This is a genomic window from Pseudomonas sp. IPO3774 (assembly GCF_013386835.1).
Classification (GTDB): domain Bacteria; phylum Pseudomonadota; class Gammaproteobacteria; order Pseudomonadales; family Pseudomonadaceae; genus Aquipseudomonas.
In genome coordinates this window covers 1-25,917 of sequence record NZ_JACAQY010000018.1, presented here as the reverse complement: position 1 = coordinate 25,917, position 25,917 = coordinate 1, and the positions used below count along the sequence as shown (strand labels likewise).

Sequence of the window (25,917 nt, the reverse complement as noted above, 5' to 3'; positions counted from 1 at the left end):
TCGTCGCCCTAAGGAAACATGAATGGACCGCGTGCGAAATCTACTGGAACAGATCCAGAAACGCCTCGAAGAACTGAACAAGGCTGAACGTAAAGTCGCCGAGGTCATCCTGCTCAACCCGCAGCAGGCGACCCGCTTCTCTATCGCCGCCCTCGCCCAGGCCGCTTCGGTCAGCGAACCTACAGTGAACCGCTTCTGCCGCTCGTTCGGCGTGAGTGGTTACCCTGAACTTAAATTGCAGCTGGCGCAAAGCCTGGCCAGTGGCGCGGCGTATGTCAGCCGCGCGGTGGAGGCCGATGATAACCCGGAGGCCTACACCCAGAAGATCTTCGGCAGTGCCATCGCGTCCCTCGACAGCGCCTGCCAGGCCCTGGACCCGAACCTGATCAGCAAGGCCGTCGACCTGCTGATCCAGGCTCGGCAGATCCACTTCTTCGGCCTGGGTGCTTCGGCGCCGGTGGCCATGGACGCGCTGCACAAGTTTTTCCGTTTCAACCTGTCGGTCACGGCCCACGCCGATGTGCTGATGCAGCGGATGATCGCCTCGGTGGCCCACACCGGGGAGTTGTTCGTGATCATTTCCTACACCGGGCGTACCCGTGAACTGGTGGAAGTAGCACGTATTGCGCGGGAAAACGGCGCCTCGGTGCTGGGCGTGACCGCCGAAAATTCGCCGCTGGCCAAGGCCAGTACGGTGAGCCTGAACATTCCGTTGCCGGAGGACACCGACATCTACATGCCGATGACCTCGCGGATCATTCAGTTGACGGTGCTGGATGTACTGGCGACGGGCATGACCTTGCGTCGCGGAGTGGATTTCCAGCCGCACTTGCGCAAGATCAAAGAGAGCTTGAACGACAGCCGGTATCCGGTTGGGGATGAATTCAACTAGGCCCGAATCTACTGTGAATGTGCCGGCCTCTTCGCGAGCAAGCCCGCTCCCACCTTCGACTGCATTCCAAAAGTGGAACTCGGTCTAATGTGGGAGCGGGCTTGCTCGCGAAAGCGGCATCAGCAACACCGGAACATCCGGATCAAGCCCCCGCCCTGGCCTGCAAACTCAAATGCGCCCTCTCCCCCGGCGCCAGGCTCGCAGCAGCCATCGCCGACTCCACACACACAAACCCCGCAGCCTCGTTGAAGCTCACCCCCAGCAACGGTCGACTCCCCGGGTGCCACACCACCGTGTCGGCACTCTCGCCGGTGTCGATGCACAATTCGCGCTGCCAGGCATGGTCCTTGAGGTGCAGTTCGCCGTCGTGCTGGAACACCCGCTGACACCCACCATCGACACGCAACTCACCTTCCTGCTGGCACGCCTGACGATTCAGCTGGTCGTAGCCCTGCGCGCCATCGAGCCCAGACAGCGCTATCTCACCAACGTTGCCAATCCGCCAATAAGCGTGCAAAGCATGGCTCAATTGGCACGGCAGCTCGTCCTGGTGCTCGGTGGCCAGGCGCAGCTCCAGGGTTTCCCCCAGGTGTGCATGCAGGTCCACCTGCCAGTCGCATAGCTGCAATTGCCAGTGCAAACGCACGCCGTCGTCGTCGGTGCTGCTGTCCAGCAACTTCCAGTCGATCAGCCGTGCCCAGCCATGGGACGGCCAGGCGTTTTCGCTGGGATGGCGGCCATACCACGGCCAACACACCGGCACGCCGCCACGGATGGCGCCGACCTGCGGCCACTTGGCCGCGCACCACAGCCAGGGCTTCTGGCCCGTGGGCTGAAAGTGCAGCAATTGCGCGCCCTGACGACTGAACACCGCTTGGCAGAGCGGGTGATCAATCACCAGCACATCGCGCATCTGGAAGCGTTCCCAGGCGAATACCGGCCGCTCGCGCAGGGATTTGAAAAAGCGTTGCAGCGGATGCTCATGCATGTGCCACGGTCCTGAATATCTTTGCAGGCGCTGGCTTGCCTGCGATGGCATCGCCTCGGTGTGGCAGATACACCGCGGGGCTCGCATCGCAGGCAAGCCAGCTCCCACACAAAAAAAAGCGGATAGCCATGGCTACCCGCAAAATGCGCACAGAGAGAAGGAGCTTATCGCAACAACGTTAGAACGTAGACTGAATTTTCAGGCCCGCTACCACCGCGTTGTCGACTTGCTTAACACCACCTGGGTTGGCGATGTATTGCAGGTTAGGACGCACGGTCAGCCAGTTGGTGACGTGGAAGCCGTAGTTGAGTTCGACGTTGTACTCCGTGTTACGCAGCGGTGCGTAACCCGATTGGTCGTAATCCGTGAACCCGCCGGCCGCGTTGAGCAACTCAGCATTTTTCTTCACGTCACTGTTGGCATGGATACGGGATACACCGATACCCACGTCATCTTTTGTACGTGCGTCGAATGGACCTTTATACACAAGCATCAGCGACTGGTAGTTGTCGACCAGGTTGGTGTCTTTGTCGTGGAAGGTGACGTTGGCCGCAATGTTCAAGCCGCGGGAAGCATCGCCATTGTGGGTGGTGAGTTGCTGTTGCAGAACGCCCCAGTAACCGCTTTTGCTGCTGCGAACGCGGAAGGCTGCGCCCGTGGTTCCAGCATCGTTACCGTTGACGTCTTCACGTACGTCGGTAGCGTCGGCGGTGCTCTTGTAGTAACCCACACGGTATTCGCCCGGCAGGCCATTGACCTTCGGCGACCAGACCAATTCAACCGGCAATACGGTGCCTTTGGTGCCGCTGCCGCTGAGCTTGAAGCCGTTGCCGTGCTCTAGTTGCGACGGGTTCTGGTTGTACGCACCGATTTGCGCATACAGCTCAGGCGTGATGTTGTACTTCACGCGGATAGCCGCCTGGCTGACGGGCCAGTTGTACCAGGTGTTTACATAGTTACCGACCTGCGAGCCACAGAACGACAGGTTCTGGAAGTCGCACGGGAAGGTGTTGAAGTCTTCGCCTTCACCGAAGTAACCGAGTTTCACGTCCAGCTTGTTGTCGAACATCTGGTGCTGAATCCAGAACTGGGTCAGACGCACCATGTGGCCTCGGCCGTCGACTTCTTGAGACGAACTCAAGGTGCCGGCACGCGGGTCGCCAATACGGTCGTTGGAAATGTTTGCGCCATTACGATTGGTCAACTGGATCTTGGCCTGGGTGTTGTCCCAGCCCCACAGCTTTTGCAGGTCCAGTGCCACGCCCAGACCGAACTGGTCAGCGTAACGGGCAGTCTTGTCGTTGTTGTAGCCACCGCTGAGGTTGCCACCGACTTCACCGACGTAATCCGCCTTGATGTCGATACCTTGCTCGATCAGCTTGGTACGCTCGCCGCCCCAATCGCCGGTCATCCACTTGGAATCGGCGCTGAACGCGTCGTCCGCCATCGCATTGGCGGACAGTACCAGGGCGGCTGCTGCTGACAGTTGGCAGATCAGCCGGGTGTTGTTGTGGTGCTTTTTCATCCCTACATCCTCGTCTTTATTGTTATTAACTGTTTTTATCTAACGCGGTTTACTTCTTTGTGAGAGCAGGACTCTCACAAAAGCCCCTACACATCATTTGAAACTTCAGCGTCCCTTGAATTGAGCAACGTTGTCCGCACGATCCTGTGCCGGCAACGAGGTGGCAGTGCCCAGGCGCTCGCCGGTCTTGGCGTCGAACAGCAACACCTTGGCCGGGTCGAACTGCAAGGTCAGGGTCTCGCCCACTTGCGGCGCCACATCGGGCGCCAGGCGGCAGCAGACCTTGGTGTCATTGATTTGCACGAACACCAGGGTGTCCGGACCGGTCGGCTCGGTGACTTGCACCTCGGCCCGAATGGTCGGCGCACCGGTGGCTTCGGCAGCGGCCAGCACGATCTGCTCCGGGCGCAGGCCCAGGATCACTTCGCGGTCTTCAAGACCGGCATCGTTCATGTTCAATGGCAATTCACAGCGGGCCTGGCCGCTGTCCAGCAGCGCCACCAGGCGGCCGTCCTTGCGTTGCAGGCGCAGTGGAATGAAGTTCATCGGCGGCGAACCGATGAAGCTCGCCACGAACAGGTTGGCCGGGTCGTTGTAGATCTCTTTCGGCGTGCCGAACTGCTGGATGATGCCGTCCTTCATGACCGCCACTTTGTCGCCCAGGGTCATCGCTTCGATCTGATCGTGGGTGACGTAGACGGTGGTGGTTTTCAGACGCTGGTGCATCAGTTTCATTTCGGTACGCATCTCGACCCGCAGCTTGGCGTCGAGGTTGGACAGCGGTTCGTCGAACAGGTAGATCTTCGGGCGACGCGCCAGTGCCCGGCCCATGGCCACGCGTTGTTGCTGGCCACCGGAGAGCTGGCCCGGCTTGCGATTGAGCAGGTGCTCGATCTGCAGCAGCTTGGCCACTCGCGCCACTTCTTCATCGATCGCCGCCTGGGGCATCTTGCGAATCTTCAGGCCGAATTCGATGTTCTCGCGCACGCTCATGGTCGGGTACAGCGCGTAGGACTGGAACACCATGGCGATGTCACGATCCTTGGGGCTCATGCCGCTGACGTCCTGGTCGCCGATCATGATCGCGCCACCGGTGATGTTTTCCAGGCCGGCAATGCAATTCATCAAGGTCGATTTGCCGCAACCCGAAGGGCCGACCAGGATCAGGAACTCACCTTCCTTGATCGACAGTTCGATGTTCTTCAGGGTGTCCGGCAGGCCGGTACCGTAGGTCTTGTTTACGTTACGAAGTTCGAGCGTTGCCATGATTACCCCTTGACCGCGCCGGCCGTCAGGCCGCGCACGAAATACTTGCCTGCGACCACATAGACCAGCAGGGTCGGCAGCCCGGCGATCATCGCCGCCGCCATATCAACGTTATATTCCTTGACCCCGGTACTGGTGTTGACCAGGTTGTTCAGCGCCACCGTGATGGGCTGCGAATCACCGCTGGAGAACACCACGCCGAACAGGAAGTCGTTCCAGATCTGCGTGAACTGCCAGATCAGGCACACCATGATGATGGGTGTCGACATCGGCAGGATGATCAGGCGGAAGATCGTGAAGAACCCCGCGCCATCCAGGCGAGCCGCCTTCACCAGTGCATCGGGAATGCTGACGTAGTAGTTACGGAAGAACAGTGTAGTAAACGCCAGTCCGTAGACGATGTGCACGAACACCAGGCCCGTGGTGGTACTGGCCAGGCCCATCTTGCCGAGGGTGAACGAGGCTGGCAGCAGCACGGTCTGGAACGGCAGGAAGCAGCCGAACAGCAACAGGCCGAAGAACAACTGCGAACCACGGAAGCGCCACATCGACAGCACGTAGCCGTTCAACGCACCGATGGCGGTGGAGATCAGTACCGCCGGAACGGTGATCTTGATCGAGTTCCAGAAGTAGCCGTCAACCGTGGCCCAGGCTTTCACCCAGCCGATGCCGGTGATCACGGTGGGCCAGCTCAGCAGGTTGCCGGTGCTGATGTCTTCCGGGGTCTTGAAGCTGGTGAGCAACATGACCACCAACGGCACCAGGTACAGCAGGACAGCGAGAATCAGCACCGCGTATATCGCGACGCGGCTCAGGCTGATGGCAGGTTTGCCAGCAAGACTAGTCATTGCGCTTGGTCCTTAGCTCGGAGTACAGGTAAGGCACGATGATCGCGAGAATCGCACCGAGCATCAGAATCGCACTGGCCGAACCCATGCCCATCTGGCCGCGGCTGAAGGTGAAGGAGTACATGAACATCGCCGGCAGGTCGGAGGAGTAACCCGGACCACCCGCCGTCATTGCAGCCACCAGGTCGAAGCTCTTGATCGCGATGTGCGCCAGGATCATTACCGCACTGAAGAACACCGGGCGCAGGCTTGGCAGCACCACTTTCCAGTAGATGCGCGGCATGCTCGCGCCGTCGATCTGCGCCGCACGGATGATCGATTGATCAACACCGCGCAGGCCGGCGAGGAACATCGCCATGATGAAGCCCGAGGCTTGCCACACAGCAGCGATCACCAGGCAATACACCACACGGTCCGGGTCGATCAGCCAGTCCAGGCGAAAGCCTTCCCAGCCCCAGTCACGCAGCAGTTTGTCCAGGCCCATGCCCGGGTTGAGCAGCCATTTCCAGGCGGTACCGGTGACGATCATCGAGAGCGCCATCGGGTACAGGTAAATGGTGCGGATAAAACCTTCGCGACGGATTTTCTGGTCGAGGAAAATCGCCAGGGTCACGCCGATCACCAGGGTGATGCCGATGAACATGCCGCCGAACACCGCGAGGTTCTTGCTCGCGACCCACCAGCGGTCGTTGTCGAACAAGCGCACGTATTGCGCCAGGCCTACGAACTTGTAGGTCGGCAGGAAAGTCGAGTTAGTGAACGACAGCACGAACGTCCACAGGATGTAGCCATAGAAGCCCACCAGAACGATGAACATGCTCGGCGCCAGCACCAGTTTGGGTAGCCAGCGCTGCAGTGCATCGAACGGCGAGGCTTTGCTGAACACAGCAACAGAACTCATGGGAAAATCCAGTACAGGGAAAAAGGACTACAGGAACAGGCCTTGTGGGGGTTAGGGGTCCCCCCACAAGGCCATTCGGTACTAACCGTTACTTGGCCGACTTGATCGCTGCCGCGAGTTTCTTCGCGGTATCGGCAGGGTCAGCTTTCGGGTCATTGATGTAGTTGGTCACGACATCAAAGAACGCGCCTTGTACCGCCAGCGTGGTTGCCATGTTGTGGGCCATGCTTGGTTGCAGGCCGCCAGTCTTGGCATCCGCCAGGAAGTCCTTGGCAGCAGTCTGGGCGCAGGAGTCGAAGCCGTATTTGCCCATGTCTTGCAACATGTCGATACGAACCGGGATCGAGCCCTTGTTGATGCTGAAGACTTTCTGGAAGTTTTCGCTCAGCACGACCTTGGCGATGTCCTGCTGACCGGCAGCAGTGCCTTTGTCTTTCTGCTTGAAGGCTGCGAGGGAGTCGATGTTGTAGGTGAAGGCCTTGTCGGTGCCCGGGAAGGCTACGCACTCGTAGTCTTTGCCGGCGACTTTCTTGGCGGCGGTCCATTCACTCTTGGCCCAGTCACCCATGATCTGCATGCCGGCCTTGCCGTTGATGACCTTGGCGGCTTCCAGGTTCCAGTCCTGGCCCTTGCCGTCGGCGTCCATGTAGGTCGCGACTTTCTTCAGCTCGGTCAGGGACTTGATCATTTCAGGGCCGGTCAGGGCTTTTTCGTCGAGGTCCACCAGGGCTTTCTTGTAACCGTCAGCCCCCATGACCGAGAGCACGACCGCTTCGAAGACGGTGCTGTCCTGCCAAGGCTGGCCACCGTGGGCGAGCGGAATGAAGCCCGCGGCCTTGAGCTTGTCGCCCGCTGCGTAGAATTCTTCGAGGGTGGTCGGGTTCTTGGTGATACCGGCTTTCTTGAACACTTCCGGGTTGATCCACAGCCAGTTCACGCGGTGAATGTTCACCGGCACGGCCACGTAATCACCTTCGTACTTCACGGTATCGGAGACTTTCTTGTCCAGCAGCGAATCCCACTTCTCTTCTTTGGCGGGAACCTTCAGGACGTCGGTGTCGAGCAGCCCGGTGGACGCCCATTCCTGGATGTCGGGGCCTTTGATCTGGGCCATGCCTGGCGGGTTGCCAGCAACGGCGCGGCTTTTCAGTACGGTCATGGCAGTGGAACCGCCACCGCCGGCGACGGCACCGTCTTTCCAGGTGAAACCGTCTTTTTCAACTTGGGCCTTCAGGACATCTACTGCCGCTTTCTCGCCACCCGAGGTCCACCAATGCACAACTTCAACCGTCCCTTTCGAGTCGGCGGCAAAAGCACTGAGGGGAAACAACGAGGCAACGGAAATAGCTACGGCGAGGCGACTGATCGCTTTCATCTGAGTACCTTTTTTCTTGTTGTTATGCATGCAAGTCGGTGCTTGCGCTGCAAACGAGTTTAAACAGGGATTTTTCAGGTGCAGGTAACAAAGGGACGCCAAAATGTCACCACTTGGTGACATAGCGCCCGGTGGCCACGGCACTGGCCATGCTCGGTGACAAGGGTAGCCCCGGCAGCAAGACAGACTGCCAGGCGTGGTAGAGGTCCGGTTTGCCACCCCAGATTTTCGCGCTGGGCTGGTTTTTCGGGCTCAGTTCGTGGTGCCAGCTGCCGTGGGTGCGGTCAATGAAACGGGTTTCACAGAACTCCCAGAAGCGCCGGTACCAGGTTTCGTAATGCAGCTCGCCGGTGCGCTTGAGCAGCGCCTGGGCAGCGGCACTGGCTTCGCAATGGGTCCAGTGCAGGCGCTCGCGCACCACGGGGCGCTGGCTCCAGTCGAGGGTGTAGACAATGCCGGGGGCGCCGTCGACGGCCCAGGCGTATTCACAGGCGCTGGCGAACAGGCCCTTGGCGTCGGTCACTAGCCACTCAGGGGTGACGAGCCCGGCATCCAGGCGCGCAGCCTCAAGGTGCAACACCAGTCGCGCCCATTCGAAGCCGTGGCCGGGGGTGATGCCGTAGGGACGAAAACCATCGGCCGGGTTGTCTTCGTTGTAACCACGCAGGGGTTGCCAATGGCTGTCGAAATGCTCGATCACCATGTCCCGGTTTTGCGCCGCATGGGTATGAATAATCCGCTCGACGATGCGCAGTGCCCGGTCCAGCCAGCGGGTTTCACCGGTGACATCGGCCAGGGCCAGGAAGGCTTCGGTGGCGTGCATGTTGCTGTTGGCGCCGCGATAGGCTTCTACCCCGCTCCAGTCCTGGGCGAAGGACTCGAGCATCGCGCCCTCCTCTTCGTTCCAGAAGTACTGGTCGATGATGTGGATCGCGTCGTTGAGCAAGGTTTGCGCGCCGGGCGCGCCGGCCACTACTGCGGAGCTGGCGGCCAGGGCGACAAAGGCGTGCAGGTAGGCGGCCTTGCCGGTGTTGCCGTCGCGGGCGTCGGGCGTGGCGAACCAACCGCCGTGCCGGGCATCACGCAGCGGGCCGCTGAGGGCCACGACGCCGTGTTCCACCAGGTCGGCATAACCTGGCAGGCCCAGGCCATGGGCCATGGCAAAGCTATGGGTCATGCGGGCGGTGTTCATGGTTTCGGCGACGGCATCGGGCGGCAGGACGCCTTGATCGTCGAGGTTGCCGAAGCCGTCAGGCAGCCTGGAAGCCTTGGCGAATGACAGCAGGCGCTGGCCTTCAGTGGCAAGCCAGGCGTGATGGGCAGGTGCGTTCAGCCAACTACTGGCAGGCAGTGGTTGCGTGTTCATGATTAGCCCTTTTTATTATGTGCGGGATGACGGGAGTCTAAACAAGGGCGGCGCGAGGGCAAGTAACGAAGGAGACGGGAAATGTCACCGATTGGTGACATTGATTGTGCCAGGGCCTGCAGGCGTCATGTGTAGTGACGCCTGCAGCACCTCACATCACTGCTGCCCGAGAGGGGTGATCCGGGCCGGCTGGTTGATCTGCTGCTGCAGGTTCTGCACCTGGCTTTGCAAGGCAGTGACGTTACGCGTGGTCTGGATGCGGAACACGTCGAACTCCTTGGTGGACGGACCGTCGGAAGCAGCGGCGCGGTTGTCCAGTTCGCTCTTGAGGACCACAAGGTCCTGCTCCAGGCGGGCGATGGCGGCCGTGGGGTTGCCCTGTTTTTTCAGGGCTGCGACGTCGGCGGAGAGGTCCTTGAACTCGGCGTCCCGGGACTTGAGGGTAGCCACCGCCTCCGTCAGCGCCTGGACCTGGCCCTGCAATTGCGCGTTGGCACTGGACAGCTGGGTCGTGCTGGCGGTCATCTGCTCCAGGCGCTTGTCCAGGTCAGTTGCCTGGCCGGCCACGCCCATCTGCTGCTTGCCCTGCTCCAGCAACTGGGTCTCCAGCTGCTTGATCTGCAGTTTCAGGGCCTCGCTGCCATTATTCACATTGGCTTCGCTGGCCACCACCTTGCCGGAAATATCCTGCAGGCGCCCCGCCGCTTCCTCGCTGATGCGCGCGAAGCTTTCCTGGGTCGCCACCAGTTGCTGGCCCATCAGGGAAATCTGCTGGAAGCTCCACCAGGCAAGGCCGGCGAAGGCGAACAGCAGCGCACCGACCAATGCCCACAGCGGCCCGGTACTGGCGCTCTTGACCTTGACAACCGGCGCAGGCCGGGAGCGCACGGAGGTAGCCGGCGTGGGCTCGAACTCATCGTCGTCCGAGGTGTCGGCCCGCAGGCTGGGAACGTTGTCGAAGTCGTCGTTAGCATCGTTACGCATGAATCAACCTTAAATCCTTTGAGGTGGCATATGGATAGCCAAGCGTCGGAGTATAAACCCCCGACCTGCCGCACTGATCGACCCGGGTTCGCAAATTCGGTTCCCGGTGTGTTGCCGGTTATTTAAGTCCCACGTCCTGGGCCTTCCACCAGCTACAGAACTCGTCGAGGGCCGCCCACAGGCTGACCTTGGGCTGGTAGTCGAGATAATGCCGTGCGCGGGTGATGTCGAGGGTGAAATCTTTGTTCATCACCTGCATGCCCAGCCGTGACAAAGACGGTTCCGGGCGCCCTGGCCACATGGCACAGAAGGCTTCATTGAGCGCCGCAACGCTGTAAGACAAGCCGTAGGACCGATAACGGGTGACCTGAGGCATGTCCATCTGTCGCATCACGTAGTTCACCACATCCCACACCGGCACCGGGGCACCGTTGCTGATGTTGTAGACCTTGCCCAACGCCGAGCCCGTCGCCAGCAAACTGCTGAGCAGGGCTTCATTGAGGTTGTGCACGCTGGTGAAATCGACCTTGTTCAGGCCATCGCCGACAATCGCCAGGCGGTTCTTGCGCTGCATCTTCAACAGGCGCGGGAAGATGCTCATGTCGCCGGCCCCCGTGACAAAGCGCGGGCGCAGGGCCAGCACTTCGAGGCCAAACTCCTGGGCGCCAAACACCTTTTGCTCCGCCAGGTATTTGGTGGCTGCATACGGATGCTTGAAACGCTTGGGCACTTGTTCTTCGGTCAAGCCCAGGTGGTCACGGCCGTCGAAGTAGATCGACGGCGAAGACAGGTGCACCAGGCGCCCGACCCGCTGCTTGAGGCAGGCCTCCACCACGTTTTCGGTAACCAGCACATTGCCCTGGTGGAAGTCCTGATAACGCCCCCACAGCCCCACGGCCCCGGCGCAATGCACCACGGCCTCGACGTCGCGGCACAGCTCGCGCACCAGGTCCGGATCATTCAAATCACCCTGGATAAACTCGGCGCCGCGCCGTACCAGGTGCTCCACACCTTCGGCCCGCCGCCCGTTGACCCGCACGTCCAGGCCCTGCTCCAGGGCGAAACGCGCAAAGCGCCCGCCAATGAAGCCGCTTGCGCCGGTGACCAGAATTTTCATGACTTACTCCGCATTCTTTCGTTTTTCATCGCTGTTGCCTTGACGCTGGCCATCACTCCAACGGCACCAACCATTGCCCCGTTGTGTGTGCCAGATGATCCGTCAGCAGGCCCAGCAATTGTCCACCACTGCGCCAATGATGCCAGTACAGCGGCACATCGATCGGCTTATCTGGCAATAACTCCACCAACACGCCCTTTTCCAGCTGGTCGCGCACCTGCAGTTCGGGCACCAGGCCCCAGCCCAATCCGGCTTCCGTCAGGCGAATAAAACCTTCGGACGAGGGGCATAGATGGTGTTCGAAACCACCGTCGACGCCCAGGGACGCCAGGTAGCGATGCTGCAGGAAATCATCCGGGCCGAACACCAGCGCCGGCGTGCGGGCCAGTTGATCGGCCCGCACGCCCTCGGGAAAGTGCCGGGCGACAAACGCCGGGCTGGCCAGCGCCCGATACCGCATCGCGCCGAGCAACAGGCTGCGGGCGCCGGCCACCGGGCGTTCGCTGGCGCAAATACAGGCTGCCACTTCGCCGGCGCGCATGCGCTTGAGGCCGACGGTCTGGTCTTCTACCACCAGGTCCAACAGCAAATGCTGCTCGGCGCAGAAGTCGCTCACCGCCTCGGCCCACCACGTGGCGAGGCTGTCGGCATTCAAGGCGATGCGCAGGCGCTCGGGCATGCCCTCTTCATCCAGCGCGGGCACCTGGCTTTGCAGGTCGCGCTCCAGCAATCGTACCTGTTGCACGTGGTTGAGCAGGCGGCGGCCGATCTCGGTGGGCGTCGGCGGCGTGGCACGTACCAGCACCGGCTGGCCGATTCGCGCCTCCAACAGCTTGATGCGCTGGGAGATCGCCGATTGGGAAATCCCCAGTACCTGCGCGCCCCGCTCGAAGCCGGCCTGTTCCACCACCGCCGCCAGGGCGGAAAGCAATTTATAGTCGAACATCAGTTTTCCTAATGAGCGATCAGCAATATTGGTTTTTCTTATACAGCCTTGGACGGGAGAATAGCCAGCATCGCTTCTTCTTATTCAAGGACCTCCACATGGCTGGCGAAACCGCCCTGGCAACCCTGCTGCGCAGCATGAGCCCACAGCTCAATGACGGCGACTACGTGTTCTGCACCCTGGCCGACAGCCGAATCCCCGAAGGTTGCGAGGTGATCGGCAGCTTCCGCGAGCAGGAAGGCCTGACGTTGATCGTCGAGCGCCAGCAGGCCGAGCGCGCCGGACTGGCCTTCGACTATGTGGCTGCGTGGATCACCCTCAACGTCCATTCGGCCCTGGAAGCGGTCGGCCTGACCGCCGCGTTCGCCACGGCCCTGGGCAAGGCCGGGATCAGTTGCAACGTGATTGCCGGCTACTACCACGATCACCTGTTTGTCGGGCGCGCCGATGCCGAGCGCGCCATGACGGTGTTGCGGCAATTGGCGGCGGGCGCGGAGTAAATCCTATGTGGCAAAGCTATATGAACGGCCTATTGGTGGCCTTTGGTTTGATCATGGCGATCGGCACCCAGAACGCGTTTGTGCTGGCGCAGAGCCTGCGGCGCGAACATCACCTGCCGGTGGCGGCACTGTGCGTGGTGTGCGACGCGATCCTGGTGGCCGCCGGCGTATTCGGCCTGGCCACCGTGCTGGCGCATAACCCGGTATTGCTGGCGATTGCCCGCTGGGGTGGTGCGGCGTTCCTGCTCTGGTACGGTACCCTCGCCCTGCGCCGGGCCTGCTCGAAGCAGAGCCTGGGCGAGGGCGAGAACCTCAAGGTACGCTCGTTGAAGGCGGTGATGCTCAGCGCCCTGGCAGTGACGTTGCTCAACCCCCACGTGTACCTGGACACCGTCTTGTTGATCGGCTCCCTCGGCGCCCAGCAAACCGAACCGGGCGCCTACGTGGCCGGGGCCGCCAGCGCTTCATTCCTGTGGTTCATGACCCTGGCCCTGGGCGCCGCATGGCTGGCACCGTGGCTGGCGCGCCCCGCCACCTGGCGGATTCTGGACCTGCTGGTAGCCGCCATGATGTTCAGCGTGGCCTATCAATTAATCAGCGCAGCGTAGATATTCCAAAACGCTCTGGAACCTCTATCCCACACAGTTGTTGCGTGGTTTTGCCGCACCCCCGGTGCTATGATCCAGCCCCTGCGCCGCAAAGAGTACAAACTCCCCGGCGCTTGTTTGGCCGCCCGTGATCGGCCTTGCGCTCACCGCAACTGACCTGATTAGGAGAATCATCATGGCTTTCGAATTGCCGCCGCTGCCCTACGCACACGATGCCCTGCAGCCGCACATTTCCAAGGAAACCTTGGAATACCACCACGACAAGCACCACAACACCTATGTCGTGAACCTGAACAACCTGGTGCCTGGCACCGAGTTCGAAGGCAAGACCCTGGAAGAAATCGTCAAGTCTTCTTCGGGCGGCATCTTCAACAACGCCGCTCAGGTCTGGAACCACACTTTCTACTGGAACTGCCTGGCGCCAAACGCTGGCGGCCAACCTACCGGCGCACTGGCTGAGGCGATCAACGCTGCCTTCGGTTCGTTCGACAAGTTCAAGGAAGAGTTCACCAAGACTTCCGTCGGCACCTTCGGTTCCGGTTGGGGCTGGCTGGTGAAAAAGGCTGACGGTTCCCTGGCCCTGGCCAGCACCATCGGCGCCGGCAACCCGCTGACCAGCGGCGACACCCCGCTGCTGACCTGCGACGTCTGGGAACACGCTTACTACATCGACTACCGCAACGTGCGTCCAAAGTATGTGGAAGCGTTCTGGAACCTGGTCAACTGGAAGTTCGTGGCTGAGCAGTTCGAAGGCAAGACCTTCACCGCTTAAGTACCGCTTGCAGTAGAAAGAGCCCGGCGATTGCCGGGCTTTTTTGTGGGCGATTACAAATGGAAAAATGCCAGGAAAACGCTGGAACTCATCAAAAGGATTTCGCCACGCAGCATGTAAGAGGAATGTCCCTCTGATTGACTGCAGGAGAACTTGATATGGATCTAGCATCTTTGATCGGCATGGCCCCTCAAGCACTTAACGTGTTCGATAACGTGACAGATAAGGGCCTGGACGTCCTGGACAAAAGCTTGGGCATCCTTGATAAGACCGTGGACATAGCTCGACAGGCCTTGGGGCAAATCGATCCTCAAGCGCAAGACCAGCCACAACCGCCGAAAATTTCGTTTACCTGATGGGCGCTGACGCTCGACGGTTTGTTTCGCTGGCCTGAAAAACCCGCGCTCGTCCTGAAAAGACAGTACAAGAAGTCGGCACGTACGATCCGCCGACTTCGCTCCATGCCAGGCCTGCCTTTCCATTCCCCCTCCCAACGTCTTACCCCCGGACGCGCTCATCTAAACTGCAAAACCTGCCCTGGCCGCAATGTCCCTTTGACTGCCCTCACGGGATTGCCAATACTCATGGCATATTGAGGCTACCCGCATGGAACAAGGAATAACCCTTTGAAGCTGGAACTCAAAAACAGCTTGTCGGTGAAGTTGCTACGGGTGGTACTGCTTTCGGCATTGGCCGTGGGCGTGGTACTGAGCGCGGCGCAGATCGTCTTTGATGCGTACAAGACGCGCCAGGCCGTGGCCGGTGATGCCCAGCGCATCCTCGACATGTTTCGCGACCCGTCCACCCAGGCCGTCTACAGCCTGGACCGGGAGATGGGCATGCAGGTCATCGAAGGCCTGTTTCAGGATGATGCCGTGCGCATGGCCTCCATCGGCCACCCCAACGAAACCATGCTCGCGGAAAAAACCCGCGACCTGCAACAATCCCCGAGCCGCTGGCTGACCGACCTGATCCTGGGCCAGGAACGCACGTTCACCACGCCGCTGGTGGGGCGCGGGCCTTACAGCGAGTACTACGGTGACCTGAGCATCACCCTCGACACCGCCACCTATGGCAAAGGGTTTCTTGTCAGTTCGGTGATCATTTTCATCTCCGGGGTGCTGCGGGCGCTGGCCATGGGGCTGGTGTTGTACCTGGTCTATCACTGGCTGCTGACCAAGCCGCTGTCGCGCATCATCGAGCACCTGAGTTCGATCAACCCCGACCGCCCCAGCGAGCACAAGATCCCGCAGCTCAAGGGCCACGAGAAAAACGAGCTGGGGCTCTGGATCAACACCGCCAACCAGTTGCTCGAATCCATCGAGCGCAATACGCACTTGCGCCATGAGGCGGAAAACAGCCTGCTGCGCATGGCCCAGTACGACTTCCTGACCGGCCTGCCGAACCGCCAGAAGTTGCAGGAGCAACTGGACAAGATCCTGATCGACGCCGGCCGCCGGCAACGTCGGGTCGCGGTGTTGTGCGTGGGGCTGGATGACTTCAAAAGCGTCAACGAGCAGTTCACCTACCAGGCCGGCGACCAATTGCTGCTGGCCCTGGCCGACCGCCTGCGGGCCCACAGCGGCCGTCTCGGCGCCCTCGCCCGCCTGGGTGGCGACCAGTTCGCCCTGGTGCAGGCCGATATCGAGCAACCCTACGAAGCCGCCGAATTGGCACAAAGCATCCTCGACGACCTGGAAGCCGAATTCGCCCTCGATCACGAACAGATCCGCCTGCGTGCCACCATCGGCATCACCCTGTTCCCGGAAGACGGCGACAGCACCGAGAAGCTGCTGCAAAAAGCCGAACAGACCATGACCCTGGCCAAGAGCCGCTCGCGCAACCGCTACCAGTTCTATATCGCCAGCGTCGACAGCGAAATGCGCCGCCGCCGCGAGCTGGAAAAGGATCTGCGCGACGCCTTGAGCCGCGAGCAGTTTCACCTGGTGTACCAGCCGCAGATCAGCTATCTCGACCACCGTGTGGTGGGTGTCGAGGCGTTGATCCGCTGGCAGCACCCGGAGCACGGCCTGGTGCCGCCCGACCTGTTTATCCCCCTGGCCGAACAGAACGGCACCATCATTGCCATCGGCGAATGGGTACTGGACCAGGCCTGCCGGCAACTGCGGGAATGGCATGACCTGGGCTTCACCGAGCTGCGCATGGCGGTCAACCTGTCGACCGTACAGTTGCACCACGCCGAGCTGCCACGGGTGGTCAACAACCTGCTGCAAATCTACCGCTTGCCGCCGCGTAGCCTGGAGCTGGAAGTCACCGAGACCGGCCTGATGGAAGACATCAGCACCGCCGCCCAGCACCTGCTGAGCCTGCGCCGCTCCGGGGCACTGATTGCGATTGATGACTTCGGCACCGGCTATTCGTCCCTGAGCTATCTGAAAAGCCTGCCGCTGGACAAGATCAAGATCGACAAGAGCTTCGTCCAGGACCTGCTGGATGACGACGACGATGCGACCATCGTGCGGGCGATCATCCAGCTCGGCAAAAGCCTTGGCATGCAGGTGATCGCCGAGGGTGTGGAGACCGCCGAACAGGAGGCCTACATCATCTCCGAGGGTTGCCACGAGGGTCAGGGCTACCACTACAGCAAACCCTTGCCGGCACGGGAGTTGGTGGCCTACTTGAAACAGGCCCAGCGCAATAACGCCGCCATTCTCTGAAGCGATGCCGGCCATCGGGGCCACGCGCACCGATGGCCGGCAAATCGATACTAAATATTTCCTGCTTATAACGCTTTACACAAAATGCAAATCTTTCGCATTATGTCGCAGTTTTGCGCGCCCCCCGCGTGCCCCATCAACAACCGAAGCAGGATGTTCGCCATGATTCGTATGCCCCTGGCCACCGCCAGCCTTCTCGCCATTGCCATTTCGCTCGCCGGTTGCGGTGAAGGCAAAGACAAGGCCGCCGCGCCTCAAGCCCCGGCCGCCGCCAGCACCACCGCCCCGGCGGCTGCCCCGGCAGGCCAGGTAGACGAGGCCGCCGCCAAGGCTGTGGTCGCGCATTACGCTGACATGGTGTTCGCGGTGTACAGCGATGCCGAGTCCACCGCGAAAACCCTGCAAACCGCGATCGACACTTTCCTTGCCAACCCGAACGACGACACCCTGAAAGCGGCCCGTACCGCCTGGATCGCCTCGCGCGTGCCGTACCTGCAGAGTGAAGTGTTCCGCTTCGGCAACACCATCATTGACGACTGGGAAGGCCAGGTGAACGCCTGGCCCCTGGACGAAGGCCTGATCGACTACGTCGACAAGACCTACGAACACGCCTTGGGCAACCCTGGCGCCACCGCCAACATCATCGCCAACAACGAGATCCAGGTCGGCGAAGACAAGGTCGATGTCAAAGACATCACCCCGGAAAAACTCGCCAGCCTGAATGAGCTGGGCGGTTCCGAAGCCAACGTAGCCACCGGCTACCACGCAATTGAATTCCTGCTCTGGGGCCAGGACCTGAACGGCACCGGCCCGGGCGCCGGCAACCGTCCAGCGTCGGACTACATGACCGGTGATGGCGCCACTGGCGGCCACAACGAGCGCCGCCGCACCTACCTGCGCGCCGTGACTCAACTGTTGGTCAGCGACCTGGAAGAAATGGTCGGCAACTGGAAGCCCAACGTCGAAGACAACTACCGCGCCACGCTGGAAGCAGAACCTGCGACCGATGGCCTGCGCAAGATGCTGTTCGGCATGGGTAGCCTGTCCCTGGGCGAGCTGGCCGGTGAGCGCATGAAGGTTTCCCTGGAAGCCAACTCGCCGGAAGACGAACAGGACTGCTTCAGCGACAACACCCACAACTCGCACTTCTACGACGCCAAGGGTATTCGTAACGTTTACCTGGGTGAGTACACCCGCACCGACGGTACCAAGATGACCGGCGCCAGCCTGTCCTCCCTGGTGGCCAAGGCCGACCCGGCGGCCGATGAAGCGTTGAAGGCTGACCTGGCCTCCACCGAAGCGAAGATCCAGGTGATGGTGGACCACGCCAACAACGGCGAACACTACGACCAGTTGATTGCTGCCGGTAACGACAAAGGCAACCAGATCGTACGTGACGCCATCGCCGCATTGGTGAAGCAGACCGGTTCGATCGAACAGGCTGCTGGCAAGCTGGGCATCAGTGACTTGAACCCGGATAACGCTGATCACGAGTTCTGATCAGTGCCGCGTTGAATGAGGCGACCTTCGGGTCGCCTTTTTTGTGCCTGCCCTCCAAGCTCCATCAACCAGCACAAATCTCCTGTGGGAGCGGGCTTGCTCGCGAAAGCGGTGGGTCAGCCAATGCATCCGTTGACTGATACACCGCTTTCGCGAGCAAGCCCGCTCCCACACTTGATCTGCCACGTCTCCAACGCCCCCCCGGTTTACTTGCCCTGCACCGCAGGTAGAATGGCGCCTTTCCTGTCACCCCGAGCGGACCTCATGGCGTTGCCGACCTTACGGATAATCGGTTTCATTATCGGCATCTTCCTGATCACCCTGGCGATCGCCATGGTCATCCCCATGGCGACCCTGGTGTTTTTTGAACGCACCAGCGACCTGCCGTCGTTCCTCTGGGCCAGCCTGATTACCTTTATCGCGGGCCTGGCGCTGGTCATCCCCGGCCGCCCGGAACACGTGCACCTGCGCCCGCGGGACATGTACCTGCTGACCGTCTCCAGCTGGCTGGTGGTGTGCATCTTCGCCGCACTGCCGTTCCTGTTGACCCAGCACATCAGCTACACCGACTCGTTCTTCGAAAGCATGTCCGGCATCACCGCCACCGGTTCCACGGTGCTCAGCGGCCTGGACACCATGTCCCCGGGCATCCTCATCTGGCGCTCGCTGCTGCACTGGCTCGGCGGTATCGGCTTTATCGGCATGGCGGTGGCGATCCTGCCGCTGCTGCGCATCGGTGGCATGCGCCTGTTCCAGACCGAATCCTCCGACCGCTCGGAAAAGGTCATGCCCCGCTCGCACATGGTGGCGCGCCTGATCGTGGCGGCGTACGTGGGCATCACCATCCTCGGCAGCCTGGCGTTCTGGTGGGCCGGGATGGGGCTGTTCGATGCGATCAACCATGCGATGTCGGCAATTTCCACCGGCGGGTTTTCCACTTCCGACGAATCCCTGGCCCACTGGAAACAGCCGGCGGTGCACTGGGTGGCCGTGGTGGTGATGATCATGGGCAGCCTGCCGTTCACCCTGTATGTGGCCACGATGCGTGGCAACCGCCGGGCGCTGATCAAGGATCAGCAGGTGCAAGGCTTGCTCGGGTTGCTGGTGGTGACCTGGCTGGTGCTCGGCACCTGGTATTGGTGGACCACCAATCTGCATTGGCTGGAGGCGCTGCGCCACGTGGCGGTAAACGTCACTTCGGTAGTCACTACCACAGGTTTTGCGCTGGGGGACTACAGCATCTGGGGCAATTTCTCGCTGATGCTGTTCTTCTATCTGGGCTTTGTGGGCGGTTGCTCCGGCTCCACGGCTGGCGGGATCAAGATCTTCCGTTTCCAGGTCGCCTACATCCTGCTCAAGGCCAACTTGAACCAGTTGATTCACCCGCGAGCGGTGATCAAGCAGAAGTACAACGGCCATCGCCTCGATGAAGAAATCGTGCGGTCGATCCTGACCTTCTCGTTTTTCTTCGCCATCACCATCTGCGCCATTGCCCTGGCCCTGTCGTTGCTGGGCCTGGACTGGATGACCGCGCTGACCGGCGCCGCCAGTACCGTGTCCGGCGTGGGCCCGGGCCTGGGTGAAACCATCGGCCCGGCCGGTAACTTCTCCACCCTGCCGGACGCGGCCAAGTGGATCCTGTCATTCGGCATGCTGCTGGGCCGGCTGGAGATCATTACGGTGTTTGTGCTGTGCATTCCGGCGTTTTGGCGTCACTGACAGGCAGCTCATGCAACCGCGCCCGGTACTCGCCGGGCGTGGCATCGAACCAGCGGCGAAACGCACGAAAGAAGTTGCTCGGGTCGGCAAACCCCAACAGGTAGGCAATTTCCAGCAGGGTCATGCTCGGCTGCGCCAGGTATTGCTCGGCCAGTTCGCGGCGGGTGTCGTCGAGCAAGGTCTGGAAACTCGTGCCCTCCTCCTGCAAGCGGCGCTGCAAGGTGCGCTGGGACAGGTGCAACGTCTGCGCAACCACTTCACGCTTGGGCTCGCCCTGGGGCAGCAATCGGCATAGCACCTGCCGCGCCTTGTGGGTCACCCGGCTCTCGGAAAACCGCGCCAGGTACTCCCCGGCAAAACGATCGTGCAACAACGCCATCGCCTCGTTCGCCGTGGGCAACGGCGCCTCCATATCGGCCCGTTCGAAGATCAGCGCGTCATAGGGCGCGTTGAACACCAGCGGTGCATGGAAGGCTTGTTTGTAGGGCGCCAGGTCCGCTGGCTGATCGCCCTGCACCAGCACCTTGCGCGGTTGCAACGTGCGCCCGGTCAGCCAGCCGCATAACGCCAGGGCACTGGCCAGGGACGCTTCGGCACTTTGCCGGGTAGGCGGCAGGTGGTCGCCGTGCACCGTCAGAATCAGCGCATAACCTTCGGGTAACAGGCGGAAACTCAGGTCGGCACTTTCAGCAATGATTCGCTGGTAACGCACCAGCCGCATAAAACCTTCAGCCAGGGTATTGCTGGACATCAAGGCGTAGCCGGCCACATGAAACGATGCCGGGCGCACCACCTTGCCCATGTTCAAGCCAATCGCCGGGTTGCCCGACAGCTCGACCGCGCGCTGCCAGAGCCGGGTCATGGAGTCCTGGGGGAAGCGTGCATCCGGGTCATTCAGCGCGGCGTAATCCAGGCCAAGCTGCTTGAACAAGGCACGGCAATCCAGGCCGTCCATTTCCAGCGCCTTGACTATCCCCATCGCCCAGCTTGCAGAAGTCGTTCGTTCGCTCATGGCGTTTTCTTAACAAGGAAGGCTGAAACGACAGCCAGGAATCCGAAGGATACTAAAGTGGCATCTATTGTCACTGGCTGTTACCACTGATGACTCTAGACTCAAATAAGCTCCCCGCCGAACATCTGTCGGGCAGAACAATAACCAGAGGGCCGACCACTGTGGAAAATGCCAGGCAATTCAACAGCTTCGCCGATTTCTACCCGTATTACCTGAGCGAACACGGCAACAGTACGTGCCGTCGCCTGCACTTTATCGGCACCAGCCTCGTTATCTTCATTCTCGCGTTGGCGATCGGCAAAGGTGCGTGGTGGCTGCTGCTGGCGCTGCCGGTGGCCGGCTACAGCTTTGCCTGGATCGGCCATTTCTTCTTTGAAAAGAATCGCCCGGCGACCTTCCAGCATCCGCTGTACAGCCTGTTGGGGGATTTCGTGATGTACCGCGACATGATTCTGGGCAAGGTGCCGTTCTAGCCCCACGCTTGAAGAACAATAAGAGAGGCTTTGATGAACCAGCAGGCCCGCTTCACCCATATGCAGGATGGTACCCAGGAAGACTGGGCGATCATCGCCAAGGATTTCAGTGCTTACGCCCGGCAATTGCCAAGCCGGATCCTGGCGCATCTACGGCTGCTGGAGGGCGACTTCGGCGGCTTCCCGGTGGACCGCCTGACCCACTCGCTGCAAACCGCCAGCCGCGCCTGGCACGATGGCCGGGATGAAGAGTACGTGGTGTGCGCCCTGCTCCACGACATCGGCGACACCCTCGGTTCCTACAACCACCCGGACATCGCCGCCGCGATTCTCAAGCCGTTCGTAAGCGCCGAGAATCTGTGGATGGTGGAGAAGCACGGGATCTTCCAGGGCTACTACTTCTTCCACCACCTGGGGATGGACCGCCACCTGCGCGAGCAATTTGGCGACCACCCGCAGTACCGGCAAACCATCGAGTTCTGCGCGCAGTACGACGCGGCGGCGTTCGACCCGGCCTACGACACCCTGCCGCTGAGCTTCTTCGAGCCGATGCTCGCGCGGGTGTTTGCCCAGCCGAAGAACTCGCTCTACAAGGCGGCGATGGAACGCCAGGGTTAAACCGGCAGCAATGTGCCGCCGTGACCGGTTTGGGTGGCTGGCTCCGGATCTTTGACGATCTCCCGGGCCACCATCAGGATCACGATGGCCGCAATGATGTCGAAAATCGCCAGCACCACAAACAGCGGGCTGTAGCCGACCTTGGTCACCAGCACGCCGAATACCGCGGTAAACGCCGCAGCCCCGATAAACCCGCACATCTGCCCGCCACCGGTGGCGGTGGCCACGTCGTTCTTGCCGAATGAGTCCGAGGCGATGGAAAACAGTGCACCCGACAAGGTCTGGTGGGCGAAACCGCCGACACACAGCAGGGCAATCGCGGTGTAGGCACTGTCCACCAGGCCGATGCACGCCGGGCCGATCATGCACAGGCAACCGAACAGCATCACCAGCTTGCGCGAGGTGAACAGCGAGACCTTGAAGTAGCGGTGGAACAACGGGCTCAGGTAGCCACCCAGCACACAGCCAATGTCGGCGGCCAGGAACGGCAGCCAGGCGAACAGCGCCATTTCCTTGATGTTCATGTGCCGCTCGGTCATCAGGTACAACGGAATCCAGGCATTGAACGTCTGCCAGGCCGGCTCCGAGAGCATCCGCGCCGAGGCGATGGCGAAAAAGTTGCGGCTCTTGAGGATGCGCTTCCAGCTGGCTTTCTTCTGCACGCCTTCCTTGAGGTGGGTTTCCTGGCCGGCCTCGATGTACTCACGCTCGGCCTGGGCCAGCAGGCGCTGGTCACGCGGGTGCTTGTACAGCAGCAGCCACAGCCCGCTCCACACCAGGCCGATGCCGCCAACGATCAGGAATGCCAACTGCCAGCCGCTGTGCAAAATCGCCCAGACCACCAGTGGCGGCGCCAGCAACGCACCAAACGACGAACCAAAGTTGAACCAGCCGATGGCGACGGAGCGCTCCTTGGCCGGGAACCACTCGGTAATCGCCTTGACGCCGCCGGGGAAGCCCGCCGACTCCGTCAGCCCCAGTGCGCCACGGGCCACTGCCAGGCTCTGCCAACCGGTGGCGAATGCCGCCAGGGCACAGACTACCGACCAGGAGATGGCGAAGATGGCAAAGCCCATCTTGGTACCGATCGCATCGATCACATAACCGGCGATCGGCTGCATCAAGGCGTAGCACACCTGCCAGGCAACAACGATGTGGGAATACTGCTCAGTGGAGATGCTCAGGTCGGTCATCAGCGTGGGGGCTGCGACTGAGAGCGTGTTGCGGGCCAGGTAGTTAATAATCAGGCCGACCGTCATCAGCCCGACCATCCACCAACGGATGCCTTTGATTTTCATCGCTTCACCTTAATTATTTTTAGATTTGAGGCGTACGTTCTGCGACCGAGCGCATCCGTATTACGGGCGCTATAAAACTGTAACGTCATATGTCGTCATACAACTGTTAGCGTTATATTCAGTCCGCAGTACGATGTCAATCCGTGAAGGGTGATGTTGTACGATGACAATCGACACCCCTGTGGCGCCACGTCACTTGCGCGGCGGGATGAAGACGCGTTCATTTTCTGAGATAAAATCTTTCTGTCATTTACAGTGCTGTATCCTGCACAGGCTTTTTGAACGCGCGGAATCACCTGCGATTGATAAAACAGATCTTGCGAGGAGCGACGACGATGCACGAAATCCCTAATCTCCCCTTCCCAAGCCTGCACGAAACTGAGCAGCCAACCCCGCAACAGGCCGGTGCCACCAAGCCCGAGCCCAAAGAGGCAAAACCGGTCGACCGCAAGAGCGAAGACTGAGAGCCGTACCCAGACCGTGTGGAAAGCGTGACATTGCGCGCTTTCCACACCGCCTGAACACCGTGAGCCCCGCCATGACCGACACCACCCCCGATACCGCCCTGCTCGACACTGCCTTGCACATGGTCGACGTATGGAACCGCCTCACCCCGGAAAAACAGGCCCTCCTGCTCAAGCGCTTCGGCACCCAGGAAAACGCCCTCGCCGCGTTGGTAACCACGCAACTGCTCAACCCCGCCGATCGCTAAAAGTTTGCTTTGCTGCCCCCGCACGCGCCCAGCATCGGTATCATAAGCAGCCTATCTTTTCCTGCTGCGACAGTGGACCTCTCCCCATGCCAGATACCCAGCGCCCCATGGCGGTCACGCTGCAAGTCGTTTCCATCGTTTTGTTCACCTTCATCGGCTACCTGAATATCGGCATTCCCCTGGCCGTGTTGCCTGGCTATGTGCACAGCGACCTGGGCTTTGGCGCCGTGATCGCGGGCCTTGTGATCAGCGTGCAATACCTGGCCACTCTGCTGAGCCGGCCCTATGCCGGACGCATCATCGATAACCGCGGCAGCAAGCGCGCCGTCATGTACGGCCTGGCCGGTTGCGGGTTGAGCGGCGTGTTCATGTTGCTCTCGGCGTGGCTGTCACACCTGCCGGCGCTGAGCCTCACCAGTCTGCTGATTGGCCGCCTGGTGCTGGGCAGCGCTGAAAGCCTGGTGGGCTCGGGTTCCATCGGCTGGGGTATTGGCCGGGTGGGCGCGGCGAATACCGCCAAGGTCATCTCCTGGAACGGCATCGCCAGCTACGGCGCCCTGGCCATCGGCGCACCGCTGGGGGTGTTGCTGGTCAGTCATTTCGGGTTGTGGAGCATGGGCGTCAGCATCATCCTGCTGGCGGTGCTGGGCCTGCTGCTGGCCTGGCCGAAAGTCGCCGCGCCGATCGTGGTGGGCGAGCGCCTGCCGTTCATGCATGTGCTGGGGCGCGTGTTGCCTCACGGCTGCGGGCTGGCGCTGGGCTCGATCGGGTTTGGCACCATCGCCACCTTCATCACCTTGTATTACGCGACCCAGCATTGGGATAACGCGGTGCTGTGCCTGAGCCTGTTCGGTGCCAGCTTTATCGGGGCGCGGTTGTTGTTCGGCAATTTGATCAACCGCATTGGCGGGTTTCGCGTAGCGATTGCCTGTTTGTCGGTGGAGACGCTGGGGCTGCTGCTGCTGTGGCTGGCGCCGGATCCTCATTTGGCGTTGGCGGGTGCGGCGTTGAGCGGGTTTGGCTTTTCCCTGGTGTTTCCGGCCTTGGGTGTGGAGGCGGTCAACCTGGTGCCCGCCTCGAGCCGGGGCGCGGCGGTGGGGGCGTATTCGCTGTTTATCGATTTGTCGTTGGGGATCACCGGGCCGTTGGCCGGGGCGATTGCGGCGGGGTTCGGGTTTGCCTCGATCTTCCTGTTTGCGGCGATCGCGGCGTTTGGCGGGTTGCTGTTGAGCCTGTATTTGTATCGGCAGGCGCCGAAGTATCGCGAAGAACGTCAGGCGAGTTAGAAGTCCACCTTGCCGCGGCCGGCCTTGATGCTGCCGCGTTTGGTCTTGGATTCGAGGCGGCGCTTCTTTGAGCCCAGGGTGGGTTTGGTGGGGCGGCGTTTCTTTTCGACCTTGGTGGCGCTGAGGATCAGCTCCACCAGGCGCTCGAGGGCGTCGGCGCGGTTTTGTTCCTGGGTTCGGTATTGCTGGGCCTTGAGGATCAGTACGCCTTCGCTGGTGATGCGGGTGTCGCGCAGGGCCAGCAGGCGTTCCTTGTAGAAGTCAGGCAGGGACGAGGCCGGGATGTCGAAACGCAGGTGCACGGCGCTGGAGACCTTGTTGACGTTTTGACCGCCAGCGCCCTGGGCGCGGATGGCTGTCAGCTCGATCTCGGCGTCGGGGAGGTGCACGTTGTTGGATATCACCAGCATTTTTTGATCGGGCCTTGGGGTGGAGGGGTAAGGATACGCCAATGTGTTGGGCTGCTGGGGGCTGGGGGCTGGGTACATATCCGTTATTTGGGTGATGGCTGATATTGGTTCCGCTCTTACAGC

The 25,917-nt window shown here is 61.0% G+C and carries 26 protein-coding genes; 13 read left to right on the top strand and 13 right to left on the bottom strand.

Features of this window, described 5'->3' with window-relative positions; genetic code table 11:
* Positions 1 to 31 precede the first annotated feature (31 nt).
* Positions 32 to 892 carry a MurR/RpiR family transcriptional regulator gene (locus HYE77_RS11860; protein ID WP_173406104.1) on the top strand — a complete coding sequence of 287 codons (861 nt, stop codon included), beginning with the start codon at positions 32 to 34 and terminating at the stop codon, positions 890 to 892.
* Between the two features lie 142 nt (positions 893 to 1,034).
* Here the strand turns inward: HYE77_RS11860 and HYE77_RS11855 are convergent, their stop codons facing one another.
* The 10 genes from HYE77_RS11855 to HYE77_RS11810 all read right to left on the bottom strand — a co-directional run bounded on the left by HYE77_RS11855 (position 1,035) and on the right by HYE77_RS11810 (position 12,208).
* Complete coding sequence (locus tag HYE77_RS11855; RefSeq protein WP_003213018.1) at positions 1,035 to 1,880, bottom strand: D-hexose-6-phosphate mutarotase; 846 nt, start codon at positions 1,878 to 1,880, stop codon at positions 1,035 to 1,037.
* Between the two features lie 178 nt (positions 1,881 to 2,058).
* Positions 2,059 to 3,405: a carbohydrate porin gene (locus tag HYE77_RS11850; protein ID WP_063027703.1), complete on the bottom strand. Its 1,347-nt coding sequence runs from the start codon at positions 3,403 to 3,405 to the stop codon at positions 2,059 to 2,061.
* Positions 3,406 to 3,510: 105 nt separating this feature from the next.
* On the bottom strand, positions 3,511 to 4,671 hold the full coding sequence (locus tag HYE77_RS11845) for an ABC transporter ATP-binding protein (protein WP_003213014.1): 1,161 nt from the start codon (positions 4,669 to 4,671) through the stop codon (positions 3,511 to 3,513).
* A gap of 2 nt (positions 4,672 to 4,673) precedes the next feature.
* The gene (locus HYE77_RS11840; protein ID WP_003213012.1) at positions 4,674 to 5,519 is read right to left on the bottom strand and encodes a carbohydrate ABC transporter permease; all 846 of its coding nucleotides are present in this window, start codon (positions 5,517 to 5,519) and stop codon (positions 4,674 to 4,676) included.
* Positions 5,512 to 6,420, bottom strand: coding sequence for a carbohydrate ABC transporter permease (locus tag HYE77_RS11835; protein WP_003213011.1), 909 nt, complete (start codon positions 6,418 to 6,420; stop codon positions 5,512 to 5,514). Before HYE77_RS11835 ends, HYE77_RS11840 begins: the two co-directional genes overlap by 8 nt.
* 88 nt (positions 6,421 to 6,508) lie before the next feature.
* Positions 6,509 to 7,795: an ABC transporter substrate-binding protein gene (locus HYE77_RS11830; protein ID WP_177068814.1), complete on the bottom strand. Its 1,287-nt coding sequence runs from the start codon at positions 7,793 to 7,795 to the stop codon at positions 6,509 to 6,511.
* A gap of 106 nt (positions 7,796 to 7,901) precedes the next feature.
* Positions 7,902 to 9,161 carry an AGE family epimerase/isomerase gene (locus tag HYE77_RS11825; protein WP_177068813.1) on the bottom strand — a complete coding sequence of 420 codons (1,260 nt, stop codon included), beginning with the start codon at positions 9,159 to 9,161 and terminating at the stop codon, positions 7,902 to 7,904.
* A gap of 156 nt (positions 9,162 to 9,317) precedes the next feature.
* Positions 9,318 to 10,145 carry an ATPase gene (locus HYE77_RS11820; protein WP_177068812.1) on the bottom strand — a complete coding sequence of 276 codons (828 nt, stop codon included), beginning with the start codon at positions 10,143 to 10,145 and terminating at the stop codon, positions 9,318 to 9,320.
* Between the two features lie 118 nt (positions 10,146 to 10,263).
* Complete coding sequence (locus HYE77_RS11815) at positions 10,264 to 11,262, bottom strand: NAD(P)-dependent oxidoreductase (RefSeq protein ID WP_003213003.1); 999 nt, start codon at positions 11,260 to 11,262, stop codon at positions 10,264 to 10,266.
* Between the two features lie 52 nt (positions 11,263 to 11,314).
* Positions 11,315 to 12,208, bottom strand: a complete 894-nt coding sequence (locus HYE77_RS11810) for a LysR family transcriptional regulator ArgP (protein ID WP_102369765.1) — start codon at positions 12,206 to 12,208, stop codon at positions 11,315 to 11,317.
* Between the two features lie 98 nt (positions 12,209 to 12,306).
* Here HYE77_RS11810 and HYE77_RS11805 point away from each other — a divergent pair, with 98 nt between their 5' ends.
* The 7 genes from HYE77_RS11805 to HYE77_RS11775 all read left to right on the top strand — a co-directional run bounded on the left by HYE77_RS11805 (position 12,307) and on the right by HYE77_RS11775 (position 19,985).
* Positions 12,307 to 12,708, top strand: a complete 402-nt coding sequence (locus tag HYE77_RS11805) for an ACT domain-containing protein (protein ID WP_177068811.1) — start codon at positions 12,307 to 12,309, stop codon at positions 12,706 to 12,708.
* Positions 12,709 to 12,713: 5 nt separating this feature from the next.
* Positions 12,714 to 13,316 carry a LysE/ArgO family amino acid transporter gene (locus HYE77_RS11800; RefSeq protein ID WP_003212999.1) on the top strand — a complete coding sequence of 201 codons (603 nt, stop codon included), beginning with the start codon at positions 12,714 to 12,716 and terminating at the stop codon, positions 13,314 to 13,316.
* 175 nt (positions 13,317 to 13,491) lie between these two features.
* Entirely contained in the window at positions 13,492 to 14,088 is a 597-nt protein-coding gene (locus tag HYE77_RS11795) for a superoxide dismutase (protein ID WP_003212997.1), read from the top strand.
* A gap of 158 nt (positions 14,089 to 14,246) precedes the next feature.
* Positions 14,247 to 14,444: a hypothetical protein gene (locus HYE77_RS11790; protein ID WP_003212995.1), complete on the top strand. Its 198-nt coding sequence runs from the start codon at positions 14,247 to 14,249 to the stop codon at positions 14,442 to 14,444.
* 270 nt (positions 14,445 to 14,714) lie between these two features.
* Positions 14,715 to 16,766: a bifunctional diguanylate cyclase/phosphodiesterase gene (locus HYE77_RS11785; protein ID WP_003212994.1), complete on the top strand. Its 2,052-nt coding sequence runs from the start codon at positions 14,715 to 14,717 to the stop codon at positions 16,764 to 16,766.
* A gap of 162 nt (positions 16,767 to 16,928) precedes the next feature.
* Entirely contained in the window at positions 16,929 to 18,266 is a 1,338-nt protein-coding gene (locus HYE77_RS11780) for an imelysin family protein (RefSeq protein ID WP_003212990.1), read from the top strand.
* Between the two features lie 264 nt (positions 18,267 to 18,530).
* Entirely contained in the window at positions 18,531 to 19,985 is a 1,455-nt protein-coding gene (locus HYE77_RS11775) for a TrkH family potassium uptake protein (protein WP_177068810.1), read from the top strand.
* On the opposite strand, the gene HYE77_RS11770 is transcribed toward HYE77_RS11775, so the two are convergent.
* Positions 19,942 to 20,997, bottom strand: a complete 1,056-nt coding sequence (locus HYE77_RS11770; protein WP_003212986.1) for an AraC family transcriptional regulator — start codon at positions 20,995 to 20,997, stop codon at positions 19,942 to 19,944. The genes HYE77_RS11775 and HYE77_RS11770 overlap by 44 nt on opposite strands.
* A 161-nt stretch (positions 20,998 to 21,158) precedes the next feature.
* Here HYE77_RS11770 and HYE77_RS11765 point away from each other — a divergent pair, with 161 nt between their 5' ends.
* Both HYE77_RS11765 and HYE77_RS11760 read left to right on the top strand, forming a co-directional pair.
* Positions 21,159 to 21,470 (top strand): DUF962 domain-containing protein, encoded by a 312-nt coding sequence (locus HYE77_RS11765; RefSeq protein ID WP_003212984.1) that lies wholly within the window; start codon positions 21,159 to 21,161, stop codon positions 21,468 to 21,470.
* 33 nt (positions 21,471 to 21,503) lie between these two features.
* A complete protein-coding gene (locus HYE77_RS11760; RefSeq protein WP_003212982.1) occupies positions 21,504 to 22,088 on the top strand; it encodes an HD domain-containing protein in 585 nt (194 codons plus the stop codon).
* Here HYE77_RS11760 and HYE77_RS11755 read toward each other — a convergent pair.
* On the bottom strand, positions 22,085 to 23,359 hold the full coding sequence (locus tag HYE77_RS11755) for an MFS transporter (RefSeq protein WP_052024259.1): 1,275 nt from the start codon (positions 23,357 to 23,359) through the stop codon (positions 22,085 to 22,087). The genes HYE77_RS11760 and HYE77_RS11755 overlap by 4 nt on opposite strands.
* A 362-nt stretch (positions 23,360 to 23,721) precedes the next feature.
* Between HYE77_RS11755 and HYE77_RS32585 the strand changes: the two genes are divergently transcribed.
* The 3 genes from HYE77_RS32585 to HYE77_RS11745 all read left to right on the top strand — a co-directional run bounded on the left by HYE77_RS32585 (position 23,722) and on the right by HYE77_RS11745 (position 25,384).
* On the top strand, positions 23,722 to 23,850 hold the full coding sequence (locus HYE77_RS32585; protein ID WP_003212978.1) for a hypothetical protein: 129 nt from the start codon (positions 23,722 to 23,724) through the stop codon (positions 23,848 to 23,850).
* 74 nt (positions 23,851 to 23,924) lie between these two features.
* Positions 23,925 to 24,098 carry a hypothetical protein gene (locus HYE77_RS11750; RefSeq protein ID WP_008430977.1) on the top strand — a complete coding sequence of 58 codons (174 nt, stop codon included), beginning with the start codon at positions 23,925 to 23,927 and terminating at the stop codon, positions 24,096 to 24,098.
* Between the two features lie 86 nt (positions 24,099 to 24,184).
* A complete protein-coding gene (locus HYE77_RS11745) occupies positions 24,185 to 25,384 on the top strand; it encodes an MFS transporter (RefSeq protein WP_003212974.1) in 1,200 nt (399 codons plus the stop codon).
* Here HYE77_RS11745 and arfB read toward each other — a convergent pair.
* Positions 25,381 to 25,794, bottom strand: a complete 414-nt coding sequence (gene arfB / locus HYE77_RS11740; protein WP_003212972.1) for an alternative ribosome rescue aminoacyl-tRNA hydrolase ArfB — start codon at positions 25,792 to 25,794, stop codon at positions 25,381 to 25,383. The two genes, HYE77_RS11745 and arfB, sit on opposite strands and share 4 nt — an antisense overlap.
* Positions 25,795 to 25,917 lie beyond the last annotated feature (123 nt).